18 protein-coding genes and 2 pseudogenes are annotated in these 18,260 nt (G+C 39.9%); 3 read left to right on the plus strand and 17 right to left on the minus strand.

Annotated features, from left to right (window positions below):
• Nucleotides 1–20: 20 nt before the first annotated feature.
• Nucleotides 21–932 carry a LysR family transcriptional regulator gene (locus M2444_RS07600; protein WP_280786652.1) on the minus strand — a complete coding sequence of 304 codons (912 nt, stop codon included), beginning with the start codon at nt 930–932 and terminating at the stop codon, nt 21–23.
• Nucleotides 933–1,095: 163 nt separating this feature from the next.
• On the opposite strand from M2444_RS07600, the gene M2444_RS07605 reads away from it, so the two are divergent.
• Nucleotides 1,096–1,845, plus strand: coding sequence for an SDR family NAD(P)-dependent oxidoreductase (locus M2444_RS07605; protein ID WP_280786653.1), 750 nt, complete (start codon nt 1,096–1,098; stop codon nt 1,843–1,845).
• Nucleotides 1,846–1,913: 68 nt separating this feature from the next.
• On the opposite strand, the gene M2444_RS07610 is transcribed toward M2444_RS07605, so the two are convergent.
• The 3 genes from M2444_RS07610 to M2444_RS07620 form a co-directional block, all read right to left on the minus strand.
• A complete protein-coding gene (locus M2444_RS07610; RefSeq protein ID WP_280786654.1) occupies nt 1,914–2,204 on the minus strand; it encodes a MazG nucleotide pyrophosphohydrolase domain-containing protein in 291 nt (96 codons plus the stop codon).
• Nucleotides 2,205–2,333: 129 nt separating this feature from the next.
• The gene (locus M2444_RS07615) at nt 2,334–2,459 is read right to left on the minus strand and encodes a hypothetical protein (RefSeq protein ID WP_280786655.1); all 126 of its coding nucleotides are present in this window, start codon (nt 2,457–2,459) and stop codon (nt 2,334–2,336) included.
• Nucleotides 2,460–2,462: 3 nt separating this feature from the next.
• A complete protein-coding gene (locus M2444_RS07620) occupies nt 2,463–2,951 on the minus strand; it encodes a hypothetical protein (RefSeq protein ID WP_094873634.1) in 489 nt (162 codons plus the stop codon).
• A 310-nt stretch (nt 2,952–3,261) separates the two neighbouring features.
• On the opposite strand from M2444_RS07620, the gene M2444_RS07625 reads away from it, so the two are divergent.
• Complete coding sequence (locus tag M2444_RS07625) at nt 3,262–5,004, plus strand: ABC-F family ATP-binding cassette domain-containing protein (RefSeq protein ID WP_280786656.1); 1,743 nt, start codon at nt 3,262–3,264, stop codon at nt 5,002–5,004.
• A gap of 269 nt (nt 5,005–5,273) precedes the next feature.
• On the opposite strand, the pseudogene M2444_RS07630 reads toward M2444_RS07625, so the two are convergent.
• A pseudogene (locus M2444_RS07630) lies at nt 5,274–5,369 on the minus strand (sporulation transcription factor Spo0A); the annotation flags it as partial.
• Between the two features lie 212 nt (nt 5,370–5,581).
• Nucleotides 5,582–5,917 (minus strand): M15 family metallopeptidase, encoded by a 336-nt coding sequence (locus tag M2444_RS07635; RefSeq protein ID WP_094878995.1) that lies wholly within the window; start codon nt 5,915–5,917, stop codon nt 5,582–5,584.
• Between the two features lie 784 nt (nt 5,918–6,701).
• On the opposite strand from M2444_RS07635, the gene M2444_RS07640 reads away from it, so the two are divergent.
• Nucleotides 6,702–7,523, plus strand: a complete 822-nt coding sequence (locus tag M2444_RS07640; protein WP_280786657.1) for a hypothetical protein — start codon at nt 6,702–6,704, stop codon at nt 7,521–7,523.
• Nucleotides 7,524–8,280: 757 nt separating this feature from the next.
• On the opposite strand, the gene M2444_RS07645 is transcribed toward M2444_RS07640, so the two are convergent.
• From M2444_RS07645 to dxs, 11 genes and pseudogenes are all read right to left on the minus strand, one after another.
• The gene (locus tag M2444_RS07645; protein WP_094878998.1) at nt 8,281–8,646 is read right to left on the minus strand and encodes a hypothetical protein; all 366 of its coding nucleotides are present in this window, start codon (nt 8,644–8,646) and stop codon (nt 8,281–8,283) included.
• A gap of 44 nt (nt 8,647–8,690) precedes the next feature.
• Nucleotides 8,691–8,837, minus strand: coding sequence for a hypothetical protein (locus M2444_RS07650; RefSeq protein ID WP_179283815.1), 147 nt, complete (start codon nt 8,835–8,837; stop codon nt 8,691–8,693).
• 203 nt (nt 8,838–9,040) lie between these two features.
• A pseudogene (locus M2444_RS07655) lies at nt 9,041–9,164 on the minus strand (tyrosine-type recombinase/integrase); the annotation flags it as partial.
• A 308-nt stretch (nt 9,165–9,472) separates the two neighbouring features.
• Nucleotides 9,473–9,808, minus strand: coding sequence for a hypothetical protein (locus M2444_RS07660; protein ID WP_280786658.1), 336 nt, complete (start codon nt 9,806–9,808; stop codon nt 9,473–9,475).
• Nucleotides 9,809–10,141: 333 nt separating this feature from the next.
• Nucleotides 10,142–10,957 (minus strand): sporulation transcription factor Spo0A, encoded by an 816-nt coding sequence (gene spo0A / locus M2444_RS07665; protein WP_042129795.1) that lies wholly within the window; start codon nt 10,955–10,957, stop codon nt 10,142–10,144.
• Nucleotides 10,958–11,156: 199 nt separating this feature from the next.
• On the minus strand, nt 11,157–12,269 hold the full coding sequence (spoIVB, locus tag M2444_RS07670) for a SpoIVB peptidase (RefSeq protein ID WP_094878586.1): 1,113 nt from the start codon (nt 12,267–12,269) through the stop codon (nt 11,157–11,159).
• A 138-nt stretch (nt 12,270–12,407) separates the two neighbouring features.
• Nucleotides 12,408–14,135, minus strand: coding sequence for a DNA repair protein RecN (gene recN / locus M2444_RS07675; RefSeq protein WP_280786659.1), 1,728 nt, complete (start codon nt 14,133–14,135; stop codon nt 12,408–12,410).
• Between the two features lie 48 nt (nt 14,136–14,183).
• Nucleotides 14,184–14,633, minus strand: coding sequence for a transcriptional regulator AhrC/ArgR (gene ahrC, locus M2444_RS07680; RefSeq protein ID WP_094873645.1), 450 nt, complete (start codon nt 14,631–14,633; stop codon nt 14,184–14,186).
• A gap of 148 nt (nt 14,634–14,781) precedes the next feature.
• Nucleotides 14,782–15,255: a hypothetical protein gene (locus M2444_RS07685; RefSeq protein ID WP_256990680.1), complete on the minus strand. Its 474-nt coding sequence runs from the start codon at nt 15,253–15,255 to the stop codon at nt 14,782–14,784.
• A 111-nt stretch (nt 15,256–15,366) separates the two neighbouring features.
• Complete coding sequence (locus M2444_RS07690; protein ID WP_094878587.1) at nt 15,367–16,269, minus strand: TlyA family RNA methyltransferase; 903 nt, start codon at nt 16,267–16,269, stop codon at nt 15,367–15,369.
• 46 nt (nt 16,270–16,315) lie between these two features.
• Nucleotides 16,316–18,220: a 1-deoxy-D-xylulose-5-phosphate synthase gene (dxs, locus tag M2444_RS07695; protein ID WP_094873649.1), complete on the minus strand. Its 1,905-nt coding sequence runs from the start codon at nt 18,218–18,220 to the stop codon at nt 16,316–16,318.
• Between the last annotated feature and the right edge of the window lie 40 nt (nt 18,221–18,260).

An 18,260-nucleotide genomic window follows, 5' to 3' on the forward strand; every position in this document is an offset into this window, starting at 1 on the left:
AAATTTACCAAGGCATACTGTTAACTTCTTCTAATCCCCTCCTCAAATTCATGTTTCAACCTGTTGATGAATCTTCTGACCGTTTTCGATCCTTGTTTAGAAGCTGAAACAATGGACCCCGGAGTATTATGATCTGGTGATCGTAGCTCGATTGTCTTCATAATCTTCTGAGAACCCTCAAATGTTTTTAGAAAAGAATAATCCATCCCAATCGTGATCGCGAGTCCTGACGCCACTGCATTGTCAATGGCACGGGTGTTATTGCTTGTAAAAAGAATATTCATCGGCCCGACTTCCAGTAAATAACGCTCCACAAAGTCCTGTATGTAATGATCATCGTATAAAACCAACGTCTGGCCCACTAACTGTTCGGGCGTAATTATTGTATTTAAAGCTAGTGGTGATTGAGGATGTACGCCTACAACAATCTTACCTTCCATTAATTCCTCGAATACGACCCCTTTATGTTTCTCTGATAAACCCTCTGGCGAGACCATCAGTCCGATATCCATTTCATCCTGAAGCACATTATCCAGAATTTCTTTAGGTCCCTTTTCAAAAATCTCTATATTCACATTTGGAAAATCCGCTTTAAAACCGGATACGACCTTCACGATTAGGTGCATAGGTCCCGGAATCGTAGCAATCTTCAAATGACCACTAAGCGCATCGCTGTAGATCTGTGCTTCAGCTTTTAATTCATTTACTTTCATCAAGACTTCATTTGCTTTGCTGATAATAGCTTGTCCCTCTGCTGTAGGAACTGCTCGTTGGCCTCGCGAACGAATGAACAAAGTAACTCCAAGCTCCGCTTCCAGCAGTGTTATGGACTGGCTTATGGCAGACAGGGTAATATGACGATTCTGAGCAGCTTTGGTTAGTGAACCAATCTTTGCGACTTCTACGATATTCTCGCATTGCTCTAAATTCATTTGAATCACTCCCTAAGTTAATATTTACTTAACACCTATTAAATTTACTTAAATTTTAATTAATTTAGACAAGTGCTACAATGTAAATAAGTTAGTAAATAACCTTTTCACCTTATGAACCTATATTTCTAGTATAACTATATTTCTCGAGGAGGAGTCCCAAATGACAGACAAAAGAGTAGCCGTAATTACAGGTGGAGCCAGTGGAATCGGGAAACAAACCGCAATTAAATTTGCAAGTAAAGGTGATCAAGTGGTCGTTGCCGATTTCAATCAACAATTAGGTGAAGAAACGGTCGCACAGATTATCAAGGATGGTGGCGAAGCTATTTTCGTCCAAACGGATGTTTCAAAATACGAAGAGGTAGAAGCACTGGTTGAGAAAACCGTATCCACATATGGAAGAATTGACGTTATGTTCAACAATGCCGGGATCGGCCGCGTCACTCCTGTACTAGACCAAGACCTTAAGGATTATCATAGTGTTATTAATGTCAATCAGCATGGTGTTGCCCACGGTATTATCGCAGCAGGTAAAAAAATGCGTGAGCTCGGCATCAAAGGTGTCATCATCAATACAGCTTCTGTATTTGGATTCCTAGCTTCCCCAGGTACATTCGCATATCACGCTTCCAAAGGTGCGGTCATTATGATGACTAAATCCGCAGCACTTGAAATGTCCGTTCATGGCATCCGCGTGCTTGCCGTTGCTCCAGGCGCTGTAGATACGCCAATTATCCAAGGATATAAAGATCAAGGAATGGTCGACCAGATGAAGAGCAAAGTAATGGGTAACAAATTAACATTGCCTGAACAAGTTGCAGACACTGTATACTTGCTCTCCTTACCAGAAGCTAGTGCAATTAACGGTAGTGTTGTAATGGCGGATGAAGGTTATGCTTCATTTAAATAAAATTTTTTAGGCAAAAAAGTCCAAGGCTTCCCTACATGGGAGGTCCTTGGACTTTTTATCGTATTCAATTATTCCCAGGACCGCTCCTCATTGATCTCAAGCTTACGTTTAAAAGCCTGCTCCAGATCAATGCCTAGCTTATTGGCTAAATCAAAAATATTCCACACTACATCGTACATTTCAAATCCCATGTTTTCTTTCTTCTCTGCACCGGGGTCGAAGGATACGGATAGCACTTCTTTGGACAATTCCCCTACTTCAGTCATTAAGTACAGCATTCTCTGCTCGATGGAGCTCGTGTCAAAACCTTTGGTTTCACTGAACTTCTTCACATACTGTTGAAACTCAGATGTATTCATTTCGTTACGCCTCGCTTTTAGGGTATAAAGTTATGTAAAGTAGTTAGTTCTGCTATTTCTCTAATTATCATCCTTTTGGTCAAAGAACACAACCTCCCCAACGCGCTGATATTAACGCCATTATTGCGTCTAACTCCGCCAGATATATCGGTCATTCCACCACACAATCCGCAGGTTCGCAGCCAATTTCGTCGTCGAATGTTTGAGTACGGATAAGCCGCACCAGTAATGGCGAGACTCTTCGTCATTATTCATTTATTATTCGCCAAGCTGCTCCTTGAGCTGCGCAATTTCTGTTTCCATGAAGGCAACACGTTTATTCAACTCCGCGATATAGTTTCTTCGAGCCTCTTGGTCTGCTGCGCTTGTTAGGTCGGCCGCAGTAGTTTCCACCAGTTGGATGGCTTCTTTGAGAACTTGAACGCTTGATTCTGCCCCTGCCAATCTTTCCCGGAGTTTAGCAGCTGCAATACTTGCTTTTAGTGCTGCCTTCTCAGTCTCCTTACTCTCCAATATTATCGTCTTTCCTTCAACCGTTAACCCTGCTCCGGTCGCTTCGGACATCGTGCGCACAGGTACGTAGGCCGAGTTATTTACAACAATCGCATCTGCAATCTTCTTTCCGTCTTGTTTTATCGTATACATTCCGGAAACTTTAGCGCCAATTAAAGACGAGCTCGCTGCGAATCCTATTGAACCACCAAGTAACAACGCCGCGGCTACAATTCCTACTATTTTCTTCTTCATGTCTACGACCTCCTGAATTTATTATTCTTCCAATTATAACCAATAAATTCGTAACATGAAAGATATACTAAGAGACTCTGCCACAGCCAACACAACTACTGGCCGTATGTAATCTTGCTATAAGAAGTCATCTGAGTAAGCCTGATTCTATTTTTCTAAGTTGTGTTTTTCGATTTCACAAACAACTTTATTTCGAAATGATTGAAGTTGTATGTAAACAGTGTTACTCTATCAACGGTAAACTCAAAATCTATGATCTTCAATCCTTCTATTCATATTCACTAATTTAGTTATAAAGAAAGGTAATACTATGATAAAAGTTGATAACTTATCCTTCGCATTTCCGCAAAAAGAACTATATAAAAACATTTCATTTACGTTAGAAGAAGCACAACATTGCGCTTTTATAGGAACAAGTGGCAGTGGTAAAAGTACACTGATCGATATACTGATGGATCCAGAAAAATATTTGTTCGAAGGCAAGCTAGAGATGGACCCAACCTGCAAAATTGGATATGTAAGTCAGTTCTCACAAGTAGACAGAACTAAAGAAACAACCGTTTTTGAATATATAGGAGAAGAATTTATTAAGATACAAAATGAAATAACAGCTATTCTCAGTGAAATGGAAACATCATCAGATATTGATTCATTACTCGAAAAGTATCAATTAGCTCTAGATGCCTTTGATTTAATGGATGGAAATGATTTTGAAAGCAATATTAATAAGAAACTAAATTTAGCCAACCTTTTAAAGCTAAAAGATGCTAGGGTATCCGACCTAAGTGGTGGGGAATTCAAGCTTATTCAAGTGATGAAGGAAATGCTGACTAGTCCAGACTTAATGATTATGGATGAGCCCGATGTATTTTTAGATTTTGAAAATCTAAATGCACTTAAAAATCTTATTAATGCTCACAAAGGAATATTGCTAGTTGTTACGCATAACCGTTATCTATTGAATCATTGTTTTAACAAAATTATACACCTTGAAAACATGGAGATCCAAGAGTTCGATGGGCGATATATTGAGTATAACTTCTCATTACTTCAGACGAAAATTGAGTTACAAGAAATCGCAGTCGCTGAACAAGAAGAAATTGAGAGATACGATGACATTATTGATAATCTCAGAGCGATCGCAACCTATAATTCAGAAGCATCTAGAGGGAGAGCTTTAAAAGCTAGGGTTAAGTTTCAAGAAAGATTGGAAGCGCGAAAAATTAAAGCGCCATTCGTTGATATTAAGCAACCGGATATCAGTTTTGGTGTAGACAATGAAATTGAAGAAGACATCACTGTTTTAAATGTGAATAATTATAGTGTTTCCTTTGATGAGTTGATTTTAGAAAATGTTAACTTTGAGATGAAACCTACAGATAAAGTAGCCCTTATCGGTCCAAACGGTACCGGGAAAACGACTTTACTCCGAGATATCTTTAAAAATAATCATGATTCAATTGAAATAAATGCTGATATTAAAGTGGCCTATCTTTCTCAGCTTCAAGACGAAGTGCTAAAGGATTCTAATACCATACTAGAAGACTTCATCGATGCTGGGTTTGCAACTTATGATGAGATTAGAGCACATCTTTCAAACTATGGCTTTGAAGGAGAAATTCTTAATCAAAAGATAGAATCTTTATCTGGTGGAGAAAAAAATATACTGCAATTGGCAAAAGTTTCTGCTAGCAAAGCAAACTTATTGCTTCTTGATGAACCGACAAGCCATTTAGACACCTATACACAAATCGCATTGGAGAAAGCCATTGAAGATTATAAAGGTGCGATTCTCATGATTTCTCATGATTTCTATTCTGTAGTAAATGGTATGGATTATGTATTAATCATTGACGATAAGACGATTAGAAAAATGAAAATGAAAAAATTTAAACAGATGATTTATGCTAGCCATTTTGATAAAGACTATTTAGAAGCTGAGCAAAATAAAAAAGCAGTTGAAATGAAAATAGAGTTAGCTTTAAAAGACAATAATTTTGAACTTGCAAAAGGTATGGTTGACGAGCTAGAAGAGCTGATTAAGCTGCTTTAAACTACAACCCTCTGGTGGGAAAATGTCTACAAAAACGACACTGATGAATAAGATCTCAGTGTCTTTTCACTGCATTGATTTGTTGATAGTTCTTGCCGCAACATACTGCCTAATACAAAAAACAAAACCCAATAAACCATATAGGTTTATCGGGTGATGGAAAAAGTTTATCGGTTTCAAAACAAGTTTATTGGCTCTTATATACTATACTGACTGTAAACACCTACCAGCAACCTACAATTCCTTACCACGCACTGTCCCTAACCCTTTCAACTAACCTTATGCTCAATCCGCAGCTTGTCGGCTACCATGGCAATAAATTCCGAGTTAGCAGGCTTAGATTTGGAGATATTAATGGTGTAGCCCTTATGGGGTAAGGGATTTCACATCTTGGATATGTTAATTGTTCATAGACTTTATTGGCATACGGTTAGACATTAGTGCACAAAATTGTTTACATATTTTATTATGTCGTAAGCATCTAGAGTTAACAATGACATTACATTGTGACTATACTACGTAGCCAGATATAAATAAAAAAAATAGGTGCAATGCATTTTCGCATCACACCTATAAATTAGCTGATATACAGCTTTTTATTAACATTGTCCCAGCTTACCTTATGACCTAGTGCTTTCAATACACTAATTGGAACATAGTTCTCATTATCTTTAATAAATCCGTTATGTACACTATTATCTTTAGTTAGAACGTCCTTAACTGCTTCCACATTATCATCCTCTTTTTGAACTGATTTATCTGGTTTCGGACTAATAAGAGCATAGGCAAAAACTATTTGTGTTTGAGTTGGCTGTTTACCATTACGATAATCTGCTGTAGACAGTCCAAACGTCAATTGAAAATGTGGATAATCTTTAAACGAAGTCCAATCTCCGCCCCATTCGAAACCCAACTTTTTTGCCTCATCAGTACCGCTTTATCAGTTCTTCCTCAAAGTATTCAATAGACTTAGATTCTTCCTCGCTAGCATAGTGAATAACTAACTTAAATTCATTTTATAGTTCCTTTTGCTCATCTGATTTTTACCGATCCTTTTATCATGTGCTTCAGGAGTGGCGTAATGAATAACAAGTTTATATTCGTTCTTGTTGGTTTTTTTAGTCATATGAAACGTTCTCCCTCGTAATTGCATATAACAATTATAGCCAGGAGATTAAAATCTAAACTGTGGTCTTACTGAGAACTAATCAATAAAGCATATGAAATAGACACATATATTAAAGCCCCTGAGATAATCCTCAAGGGCTTTTATATTACTCTTTAGTTTTAGATTTGGCTTCCATTAATACCACTTACGAATTTGAAATACCATCTAATTCCATCAGTAAAATATCGAACAGAATCGCGTAAGTAAGGTGTATTGTGCCTGTGTATTTGTGATCAATGGTGATAAAAGAGGGGTTTTGAATTTAGATACCATAAACTGCTGCCGTAATAGATGTATTATCCTCATAAAATATCTTAAACTCAAGAATAACCCCACCAACAATGAAAGGGACAACTATACTCCAAATATCATCAATCTTTAAAGAACAAATATTAAATATTAAAAATAAACAATTGAGTTATTTATATAAATATAGTGTTTTTTGTAAACATTTGCTATATTTTAGTGTTTCATGTTACAATCAAAACACTCCATATTATTCCAAATATACCACAAAGGAGATTATGTTATGAAGAAATGTTTAATGTCTTTATTCTCTTGTTTACTATTGTTCAGTTTATTCTCAGCTACTGTGGGTGCTACAGCAGTGAACACTCAATATCTTGAAGAAATACAAAGTATTCAAGATAATCTTATCAAGAATTTGGAACAGGCTGATGTTGACAATACGAAAGAAGCAAATCAAGCAATCAATTCATTTTTTCAAAATAATCCTGTGAATGAATCCTTAATAACGGATTACTTTGTTAATACAAACCAAAAAACTGTTCTTCCAGAAACTGAAGCTGATAGCGACATGGATCTCAAAAGTTATTTAAGAACTAACATTGAGAATGGAAATTTCAAAGAACATATTATCTCAGATAATGTTAAAATTACATTAACTGATTCCCCATTCTTTATTGTCGAGACAGTAACTGATGATGAACAAGTCATTGATAGTGCTTTATTATCGAGCGATATGGCTAAATTAGCAGCAAGTCAAGCAACACCAACAAAAACATATACTCTCGATGTTAAAAGTATACTGGGAAACACAATTTTTTCAATTAGTGTACAAGGGTACTTTACCTATAATGGTTCAGCAGTTAATCCTCATCTAGTCGATGCTTGGTATAACAAAGGCACTTTGTCAATTTGGCAGGTTGACGATTGGGAAGAAGGAGTTACCTATGAAATGACTGGAAAAGTGAGAATTTTCGGAAAGGGTAAATTTCATTTCGGACTTGAAATCGCAGGTTATGGACTAACTGTTCAGGATAAATTTTATAATGTATTCCAAGAAGGCGATAAAAGTGGAGGAGTACTTTGGGATAAAACTGTCAACTAAAAAACAATAGAGGAGAAAAAATGATTAATTTTCTAAAATCAAAGTCTTTCCTTGTATCGACAGTACTATTCAGTTTAATATTTGTTATTAATATTGCAGTAACTGATTCATCAACTGAAGAAATTGCTCTCGCTGTACTTAAATCATTATTGGCTGGAGTAATTTGTGGATTCGTATTTGGCGGAATTCTCTACTTAATACAGAAAAGAAATAAAAGAATTAATTAATACTAATGGAATTCTATGGAGTAGTTAATTTCATGGAAAAAATCAGGCACTATACAGTAAATTCTGTAACGCGCCTGATTTTTTATGTATGTTTAATGCTCTCTCAAGTTTAATTATCTTTAGCTTTTTCAACTTAACCATGTTTATATATATCTTAGTAAAACAAAAAATTTATTAACTTTCCAGATATCTTCTAAAGTCAATTTTTAACCAAATATGTATCTTATTAATCCGATCCTCAGTATAGCTTTTGTTGCTTTCATTGTACCAGTCCTCAAAACAGAATTTCCATTTTTGGCTGTTGCAACTATAAAAAGCTGGTACACAGTTGGATAAATCGTTTGCTCCATCGTCGTTCACATGTTCTTTGTGTAGATCATGTTTTTGCATGGTAGCGCCTCTTGGAATATAATGATCATCTGCTTTTAATCCAGAGTAAGCACACGAATTATCAAAATAATTTTTACAATTAGTCCACTCTATGTCAGTAATATTATAATTTTTAGCAGTCCTTTTATCTCTATATACCCTTAACCTATCCTTGTTTTCCTTTGTCCATTTCTTAAACTTTCCATTAATCCTTCTGTTTTCGAACTAATTCTTTTTCTTATTTTTTCTTGAGAATCGTGTTTCCTTACGCTTTCTAAATGCTTGTCATAGTTCGTTATACGCCACTCCAAACCTGTGACAGTTACAGTCTCACCGTTTATTCTAAGTGTGTTCTTTTCGACTCCCTGCCCAATCCCCATTACTACATTTGCTTCAGACTTGGGGAACCTAGAAATGTGATGAATCATAACGTAATTGGTGCGACCAGCGGCTTCAAGTACCTTACGCAGCTCTTTTGCCTCTCGTTTCTTTGCTTCCTTTTCAGGGTTCGCTTTAAATAGGCCCATTTTATGTAATCTCCTTCGGATTCATTTTTTAATTAGCAGTGTTATTATACTTTGCTTAATTGCGGTTCTGTGTAATATTTAATTTCACCATGCTTTTCTAACTTTACTGTATACCAGTTATTACTATAGGCATAAACCTTTCCTTTACCATCTGGCGTTGTAACATTTTCACCAACTACATATCGATTCACGTTTACACCCTCCAATTTTGTTAAGAAGCCATTAATATTTAACTATTATTTTGAGTAAATAATCGTTTTATTATAGAATATTTTCATTATTTCACCACATGAATAGTTCGAGATTATGTAAGTTTGGTTTCAGATGGAATAGAATATAAAACAACAAAAGACAGCTAATTCTAAACAATAGAGTTAGCTGTCTTTTTGAATAATTATATATCCATACTAGCCAGAGGACTATGTAGTTGATATCTTCCCAATCTCTTCGTCTGAAAAATCAAGATATGCATTTTGAGTAACCTCCACTGAGGAATGACCTAATATTCTACAAAGACTCAATTCCCCTTTAACTCTTTTAAGTAAACCTTTAATTTTCACAGGCATTTTCAGAATCGCATTCATTTAATCAGTATTTTTTTCAGCTCAAAAATAGTTGCCTCTGATAACAAGATAAGCCTATCGCTATTAACAACAAAAAAACTTAAAGGTATTCCAAGGTTTGTAGAAGGGTCACTTATATTTATTACTTTTACTACATCATTTATATTTAAGTCTGGGGTATCTATTTTATATAATCTATAAAAAGAGTCAGAGTTATAACATGTCGCTGTAATCTCATATAATGGTTTTTTTAGTTCATATTGTTAAACACCTTTTGATGAAAAAAAGTCTTTTTTGATGATAATTTCATCTCCAATAAATTTTTGCCCTGTTGGATATTCAGAAGCATCATTATATGAATTTGCAAATCCTAAAAGCTTCTCAACTTTCCAAGTTCCATAGAAATATTTTTCAGTTTCACTATCCAAATTCATACTTTCTTGAGCACAATATACGGATGTGTTTTTTGGAATAATAGACTCTTCCGTTTCAGATTTAGGCTCACTAGAAGGATTTGGATTTGATGTCATTTCAACATTTCCACAAGCCGATGCTAGCATCAACATTATCATAATACAAACCAATAATATTTTTTTCATATTTCACACTCCCACTATTTTTTCAAGTTCATATGTCTCCTTTTAGATAAAATATTTGTTTTATCAGATGCTAAATTGTTCCATTAGATAATCTCTATAATCAACTCTATTGAAGAAAGTTAACATTATCAATCTGAAATTGAAAATCAGTCATAAACAAACACTCCTCCATTGGATTTACCGAACCCAATAAAGGAGTGAAATTTATACATATACACATAAGAAATTGATTGGCTTTAAATTACCCAAAAAGAAGTTTATAGGCAAAATCGTTTTAGCCTAAACACCTTCCAGCAACCCACAATCCCTTACCACGCACTGCCCCTAACCCTTTCAACTAACCTTATGCTCAATTCGTAGCTTGTCCGCTACCATGGCAATAAATTCCGAGTTAGTAGGCTTAGATTTGGAGATATTAATGGTGTAGCCGAATAAATGGCTGATGGAGTCGATGTTGCCACGGGTCCAAGCCACTTCAATTGCATGGCGAATCGCGCGTTCTACACGTGAAGGCGTGGTCTTGAATTTCTCTGCTATGGCTGGATAGAGTGTTTTTGTAATCGCACCAAGGATCTCGATATTGTTATATACCATGGTGATCGCTTCGCGCAGGTACTGATAACCCTTGATATGTGCTGGAACACCGATTTCATGAATGATCGAGGTAATGTTAGCATCAAGATTCTTGCCCTTTGTAAGCGGCACTACATTCGATCTGGACGTCGACGAATAGTTGTACATGTTAGAGGATGAGCTCATGCTGCCTTGGACCCCTACAAGCTGACGTACACGATTTGCCAGGACCTCCATATCGAACGGTTTCAAAATATAATAGGATGCACCAAGCTGTACAGCTCTTTGAGTGATGTTCTCCTGACCAAAAGCGGTCAGCATGATGATCTTCGGTTGAGGATTCAGATCCATATCACGCAGACGTTCCAAGACACCCAGACCGTCTAAATGTGGCATGATGATATCAAGAATAAGGACATCGGGAACTTTGCGTGCTTCGCTTAGCATTTGAAGCACTTCTTCACCATTGTAGGCGATACCCGTTACCGTCATATCTTCTTGTTCAGAAATGTATTCGGAAAGCAAATTCGTAAACTCCCTGTTATCATCGGCCAACAACACTTCAATATTCTGCACTGGCTGCTTCCTCCTTAATTATATCTGCTATTCGAAAATAACATTTTTTTCTTGTCTCTTAACATTTTCGACATGGAGATTGAATTCCCTTCTGTCGAAAATTATTTTTCTTTATTTTTTTTCTGGCATGGATTATAATTAAATATTTTATTTCAAAGTTCGATGATCTTCGTAATCCTTCGACAAAAAAATCTTAAGGCTAAACCGCCTTAAGATTAATTGGATACCTATTCTCCTGTAGGGTTACACCAGAATCCTTAAGCATCCATTCGATGAAGCAACCGTAGCCGGACTTAGGATCATTTACAAACACATGAGTTACAGCGCCGATGAGCCGTCCATTTTGAACGATTGGACTTCCGCTCATCCCTTGAACGATACCACCTGTCTTATCGATCAGTCGCGGATCTGTGATACGAATGACCATACCCTTTGTCGCGGGTGTCTGCTGATGTGCCACATGAATGATCTCAACCTTAAATCGTTCTACCTGCTGCCCATCTACAACGGTAAGAATTTCAGCTGGACCTTCCTTGACTTGATTGCTCATTGCCACAGGAATAGGTTCTTTATAAAGACTATGCTCGGGATTACGACTCATTTTACCGAAGATGCCAAAATCTGTGTTACTCTCCACATTACCAAGCACTTGGCTTTCTTTTAAGAAATGGGCTCGTTTCTCACCCGGATCGCCATCCTGGCTTTTAGAAATCGAAGTTACACTGGACTGAACAATATGACCGCTGCCAACAACAATTGGTGTTCCGGTATTCATGTCCGTAATCACATGTCCTAAAGCTCCATAAACCCCCTGTTTCGGGGCATAAAAAGTTAACGTGCCGACACCCGCTGCAGAATCTCGAATGTACAGGCCTAACCTCCAGACTTTGTCATTAATATCATACGCAGGTTTGAGCTTGGCTGTATGCTCTTTCCCAGCGCGTTTAAAGACAATCGTCAGAGAATTATTCGCTTTTCCAGCACGATCCACAAGCTTGGCCACCTTAGATAACTCGTCCAGCTTCTCTCCATCAATGGAGATCATCAAATCACCTGGCACCAAACCGCTGATCTCACCTGGGGAAAGCTTGGATTTCTCGGATACTTCAATCAGATGATGTCCAACAACCAGAACACCTGCTGATTTCACCTTTACTCCGATCGTTTGACCTCCCGGGATCACCTTCAGTTCCGGTTTGATTCCATGCGCACTCACCTTGGCAGGTTCACTGTTCAGTGGTGCGGCAAAACTTTGGTGGGTTCCCGTTATGCCCGATAAACTAAGAAAGAAGGCAAATAAAAGGCCTGGCATTAACTTCCTGAGGTTAGGCTTCAATGGCTGTCACGCTCCCTTTTGCTTCTTTCGCTTGACGAAAAAGGTGGTCGCCAATTGCGTACCTATAAGATAACCTTGCCCCCAGGCTTTTATTACTGTCAATCATTGTTCCGCTTAGCTTGTTGCAGCCTTACTTGCCTCGGCCAAATTAAGCATTTCCTGCGAGTGGTGCAATGTTTTTTCGGTAATTTCCACTCCACCCAGCATTCGGGCCAGCTCCATTACACGTCCATCATTCGTGAGTGATTCCACTTCTGTCATGGTTCTTCCGTCCTCAACCTTTTTGCGGATTAAATACTGATGATCAGCCATACAAGCCACCTGAGGTAAGTGCGTAATGGAGAACACCTGACATGTGGAGCTCAGCTTATACAGTTTATCTGCAATGGATTGAGCAGCCCGACCACTCACACCGGTATCCACCTCATCAAAAATTAGAACTGGAATCGCATCATGACGCGCAAAAATACTCTTCATTGCCAGCATAATACGCGACAACTCACCACCCGAGGCAATTTTGCCAAGGGGTCTTAACGGCTCGCCAGGGTTAGGGGAAATCATAAATTCCGCACTGTCGATCCCTTGTCTTGTAAGACGAATACGCCGACCCTTATACTCAACTCCACGCGGGTCCTCCAGCGTGTCTAATTTAACCTGTAGCGAGGTTCTTTCCATCTGAAGATCTTTAAGCTCACTCTCCACTTGCGTGGCTAAATCAGACGCACACAGCTTCCGTGCTTCACTTAATTCAGTAGCTGCTTCCATTAATACAGAAAGCAATGCATCGCGTTTGGTCGTCAGTTTCTCCAGGTATTCATCTTTATTCTCAAGCAGATCGGTTTCCCGATGGATTTGTTCATAATAAGCCAAAATCTGTTCTACACTATCTCCGTATTTACGGCGGAGTCCGGTAATTAAATCGAGACGATTCTCGATTTCTTCGAGCCGCTGTGGATTGAATTCGATCTCTTCTCGATAATCACGAAGCTGAAATGCAGCATCCTCCAGCTGATAATAAGAGGACTGCAACTGCTCGAGCACGGATTTAAGTCCCTTTTCATCATAACGAACCGCGTCCTCGAGTCTGGAAATGACATTACCGATGGATTCTAAGCCTTGTCTATCGTAGAGAAGCTCATATGCACCGGATACGGAATCCATCATTTTCTCACTGTGGGATAGTTTGACCCGTTCTTCGGCAAGTAATTCATCTTCTCCCGGTTTTAATGCTGCAGATGAAATTTCTTCTAACTGAAAACGGTACAAATCAAGCATTTGATAAGCCTTTTGGCTGGATTCCTGCAGCTCTCGGAGCTCTTTCTCCACTTTCGCAAAGGCGGAATACTTTTCCTGATATACCGCTTTTAGCGGCCCGATAATGGGTTCTCCGTATGTATCTAACAGTCCCAAATGTCGTTCTGCCTTCAATAAGTTTTGGTGTTCATGCTGTCCATGAATATTAACCAGCTGCTCGCCAATTTCACGTAGCATAGTAAGATTGACCATCTGTCCGTTTACACGTGATGTACTTTTACCCTGAGAGGTGAGCTCACGGCGTATTATAAGATGCTCCTCACGCTGAGCCTCAATGCCAAGACGCTCTAAAGTATCCCAGACGGGATGACCGCTTGGGAGGCTGAAGAGCGCTTCCATCTCTGCTTTTTCACAACCGTAACGAATAGAATCCGCGGAGCCGCGCCCTCCGGCAATCAGTCCAAGCGCATCAATAATAATGGATTTACCTGCCCCAGTCTCCCCTGTGAGCACATGGAAGCCAGGATAAAAATGCACATCTACCGCCTCAACGACGGCTAGATAGCGGATAGACAAGGTTTCTAACACTAATAGAGCACCTCCGAGAAGATGATAAGAATTTGATAGAATAAAAAATTAAGAAATGTAACCCATGATTTGTGAAATTACATTCTTGCTGTCCTCAGGCTGGCGGCAAATAATAAGAATGGTATCATCGCCAGAGATGGTCCCCATAATTTGTGGCCAGTCAATATTATCAATTAAAGCAGCGACTGAGTTAGCCGTCCCCGGTAAGCATTTCATCACCACAAGATTAGCCGATGAATCGATCTGCACAAAGTTATCCACCAAAACGCGCTTTAGCTTCTGTATTGGATTGTACCGTTGATCCGTTGGAAGCGAATATTTGTATCTTCCATCATCCATAGGCACCTTAATGAGCAATAACTCTTTAATATCTCGAGATACTGTAGCTTGAGTAACCTGAAAACCGGATTCACGCAAGGCTTCCACCAGCTCGTCCTGTGTCTCAATATCCTTTTGCGTAATAATCTCGCGTATCTTAATATGTCGTTGTCCCTTCATTGTTGCCTCCTAAAAGTTTTGTAAGCGACACTTCCAGATTAGCAGCGACAAAACTACATCGGAAGCATGGACTTAGTTTTGTAAGCGATGCTCCCCGAATTGCTTCGGCAAAACTACTTCGGAAGCATACACCTAGTTAAATATGGACTCAGTTTGATTCTCCGTCATCCCTGCCGAGCCTAATCACTTGAATAGATCCCGCAGCAACATTAACATACAAAACTCCGCTACATTCCGGATAAATCAGTAAGTATGGAAGCAATGTATCTCGTAAGCCGCTGCCTGTGAAATCCAAAGGTTTGCGTGGTCTAGAAAGGATAACCAAATATATTGATCCTTCCTCTTTAGTCGCCACATAATCTATAAATAACCGGCTATACATCTGCGCCCCGTCTACGTTGAAGGACAACGGGATTTTGAGCTTCCCTCCAACGACCTCGTACCCTTCATCCTCTAGTATGTCTATAGATGGGTGAGGAATAATCACTTTATTAAACGGGATCTGATCCTTCATGAAAGAACGCGGAGAACTTTGCAGCCATATATATATCCGATAAATTATAAAAATCGATAATGCTACTCCAATAAACGCCATGACGACCTTGTCAGAGCTACCCGCCACTATCAATCACCTCGGTGATTTATTCGCGTGAAGCCATGCCAATTCCTTCTTCTAGGCTGTCTTTTTAGAAGCTTTCCGAATAATTGTTATTTTCCATATGGAAAAAGAAACTCACCGGCGCGATGAGTTTCCATGAGTCGAATTTACATTAAAAGTACCCGTAGCCTGCTTAATCACTTCATCCGCTAGGGATGGGAAATCCTCCACTGGAAGGACTGTTGATACAGCCTCTGAAGGCTCTAATATACCTTCTTCAGCTTCCGCCAATTCAGGCGTTAGTCTCCAGTGAGCAAGAAACTCAATATTGCCTTCCCCGCCTGTAATCGGTGAAAAAGTTAATCCCTTCAGCTGGTATCCTAGCTCTGCCGCCATGGTCAGTACATTAATTAATACCTCTTTATGAACAGCAGAATCACGAATTACACCTGATTTACCAACCTTCTCCCGTCCTGCCTCAAACTGTGGCTTGATCAGCGCAGCAATATCCGCCGGGCGCTTAAGCAAAGCTTTGAGCGGTGGAAGAATTATTTTTAAGGAGATAAATGAAACATCAATACTCGCAAAATCCGGAATAGGACCCACTAAATCTGGAGGCGTCATATATCGGAAATTCGTTCGTTCCATCACACTAACACGTTCATCATTACGCAGCGACCAATCCAGCTGATTATAGCCAACATCAATCGCGTACACATGGCTTACTCCATTCTGAAGTGCACAATCCGTAAAGCCTCCAGTAGAAGCACCGATGTCCAGCATGGTCCGTCCTGTAAGATCAATATTAAATTGGCGTAGAGCCTTCTCCAGCTTTAGGCCCCCACGACTGACATAGGGATGCACAGAGCCTTTAACCTTAAGGGTAGCCTCCCGTGACACCTTCATACCAGCCTTTTCAATGCGTTCTTCATCCGCGAGCACCAGTCCTGCCATAATGGCTGCTTTAGCCTTCTCACGGCTTTCATAAAAACCTTGCTCAACAAGTAGTACATCTATCCGTTCTTTACGGTGTTCCATGGTCATCTCCCGATCGTTCAAAGGGTTGCTAATTTCCGGCTTCCATTTAGGAAGACGAAGTTGTTTTGTAGTTATATGCACTCAAAGCCATCATGGACTTGATACGTGCACATAGCGCTTCTACCGTAAGACCTGTTTCCTGGCGCTGTTCTTTAATAGAGCCGTGCTCCACAAAGATGTCAGGTACACCCATCAGATGTACACGAGCGTCATAAATTTCATTCTCTGCGTAGAATTCTAATACCGAGCTGCCGAGACTTCCCGCTTGGCAAGCCTCTTCAATAACAACCATGTTGGTACCAGCGTGAGCCAAATCAAGCAGCATGGAGTTGTCCAGTGGCTTCAGGAACCGCGCATTCACGACGCCTACCTGAATCCCTTCCCGCTTCAGTAAATCAGCGGCTTCTTCAGCCACTTGAACCATAGGTCCACAGGCTACAACAGCATAACCTTCACCTGTACGTAGTCGTTCCCATGATCCAATTGGAATAGTACGCAGCTCAGGATCCATTGCTACACCTGTACCGTTAATACGCGGATAGCGATAAGCAATCGGACCATCATTATATTCAAGCGCCGTCTTCATCATATGACGCAGCTCATTCTCGTCTTTTGGCATCATCATCACCATATTCGGAATATGGCGCATAAAAGCAACATCGTACACACCCTGATGAGTCTCACCATCCGCACCTACAAACCCCGCGCGGTCAATGGCGAACATAACATTCGCGTTATGTCGGCAAATATCATGGACGATCTGATCATAGGCACGCTGCATGAAGGTAGAATACACCGCATATACCGGCTTCATCCCTTCCATAGCCAAAGCTGCACAAAGCGTAGCCGCATGTTGCTCGGCAATCCCGACATCAATCATACGATCGGGAAATTCCTTAGCAAAAGGAAATAAACCCGAGCCTCCTGGCATCGCAGGTGTAACAGCAATCAGACGGGAATCTTCCCGGCCCAGTTCGATCAGTGTCTCGCCAAATACTTCCGTGTACATTGGAGGACCCACAGCTTTAAGCGCCTGACCCGACTCAATTTTGTAGGGCGAAATGGCATGTGATTTATAAAAATCGGTCTCAGCCGGTTTGTAGCCCTTACCTTTCGTTGTTAGTACATGTACCAACACAGGTCCAGCCACGTTATCTGCTTGGTGGAAGGTATCAATCATCTTCTCCAAATCATGTCCATCAACCGGACCGAGATACGTAAAGCCGAGCTCTTCAAACAATACGCCAGGTACCATCATATATTTGAGACTATTCTTTAACTGTTCAGCAGTCTTCGCTAATCGTCCTCCGATGGCCGGAATCTTCTTAAGCAGCCCTTCTACCTCGTCTTTGGCACGCAAATAGTGGCGATCCGAACGTATTTTGCTTAGATAATTGTGCATGGCCCCTACATTAGGAGCAATCGACATTTCATTATCGTTCAAAATAACCATCAGCTTACGCTTCTCATGGCCAATATGGTTAAGTGCTTCAAACGCCATTCCACCAGTAAGAGCGCCGTCACCAATCACGGCAATCACCTTATTGTCTTCACCCTTGAGATCGCGGGCCATCGCCATTCCCATTGCTGCCGATAATGAGGTACTGCTATGTCCAGCTTCCCACACATCATGCTCACTTTCGGAGCGCTTAACGAAGCCGCACAAGCCCTGATATTTGCGCAGGGTATCGAAGCGGTCTTGACGACCGGTCAGGATTTTGTGGACATATGCCTGGTGCCCAACGTCGTAAATCATTTTGTCCCGAGGGCTGTTATAACAATAATGCAAAGCCAAGGTAAGCTCCACGACTCCTAGATTGGATCCGAGGTGCCCCCCAGTTGCTGTTAGCTTCTCAATCAGAAATCGACGAATTTCCTCCGCTAGGGTAGTCAATTCATCGACTGACAATGATTTTAGTTGCTCAGGATCATTTATTTGTGGAAGCAGCACGTATAGTTCCCCGCTTTCCTAGATGTTGTAAATTATATAA

The sequence above is a fragment of the Paenibacillus sp. PastF-3 genome (assembly GCF_029893135.1).
GTDB lineage: Bacteria > Bacillota > Bacilli > Paenibacillales > Paenibacillaceae > Paenibacillus_AQ > Paenibacillus_AQ nitricinens.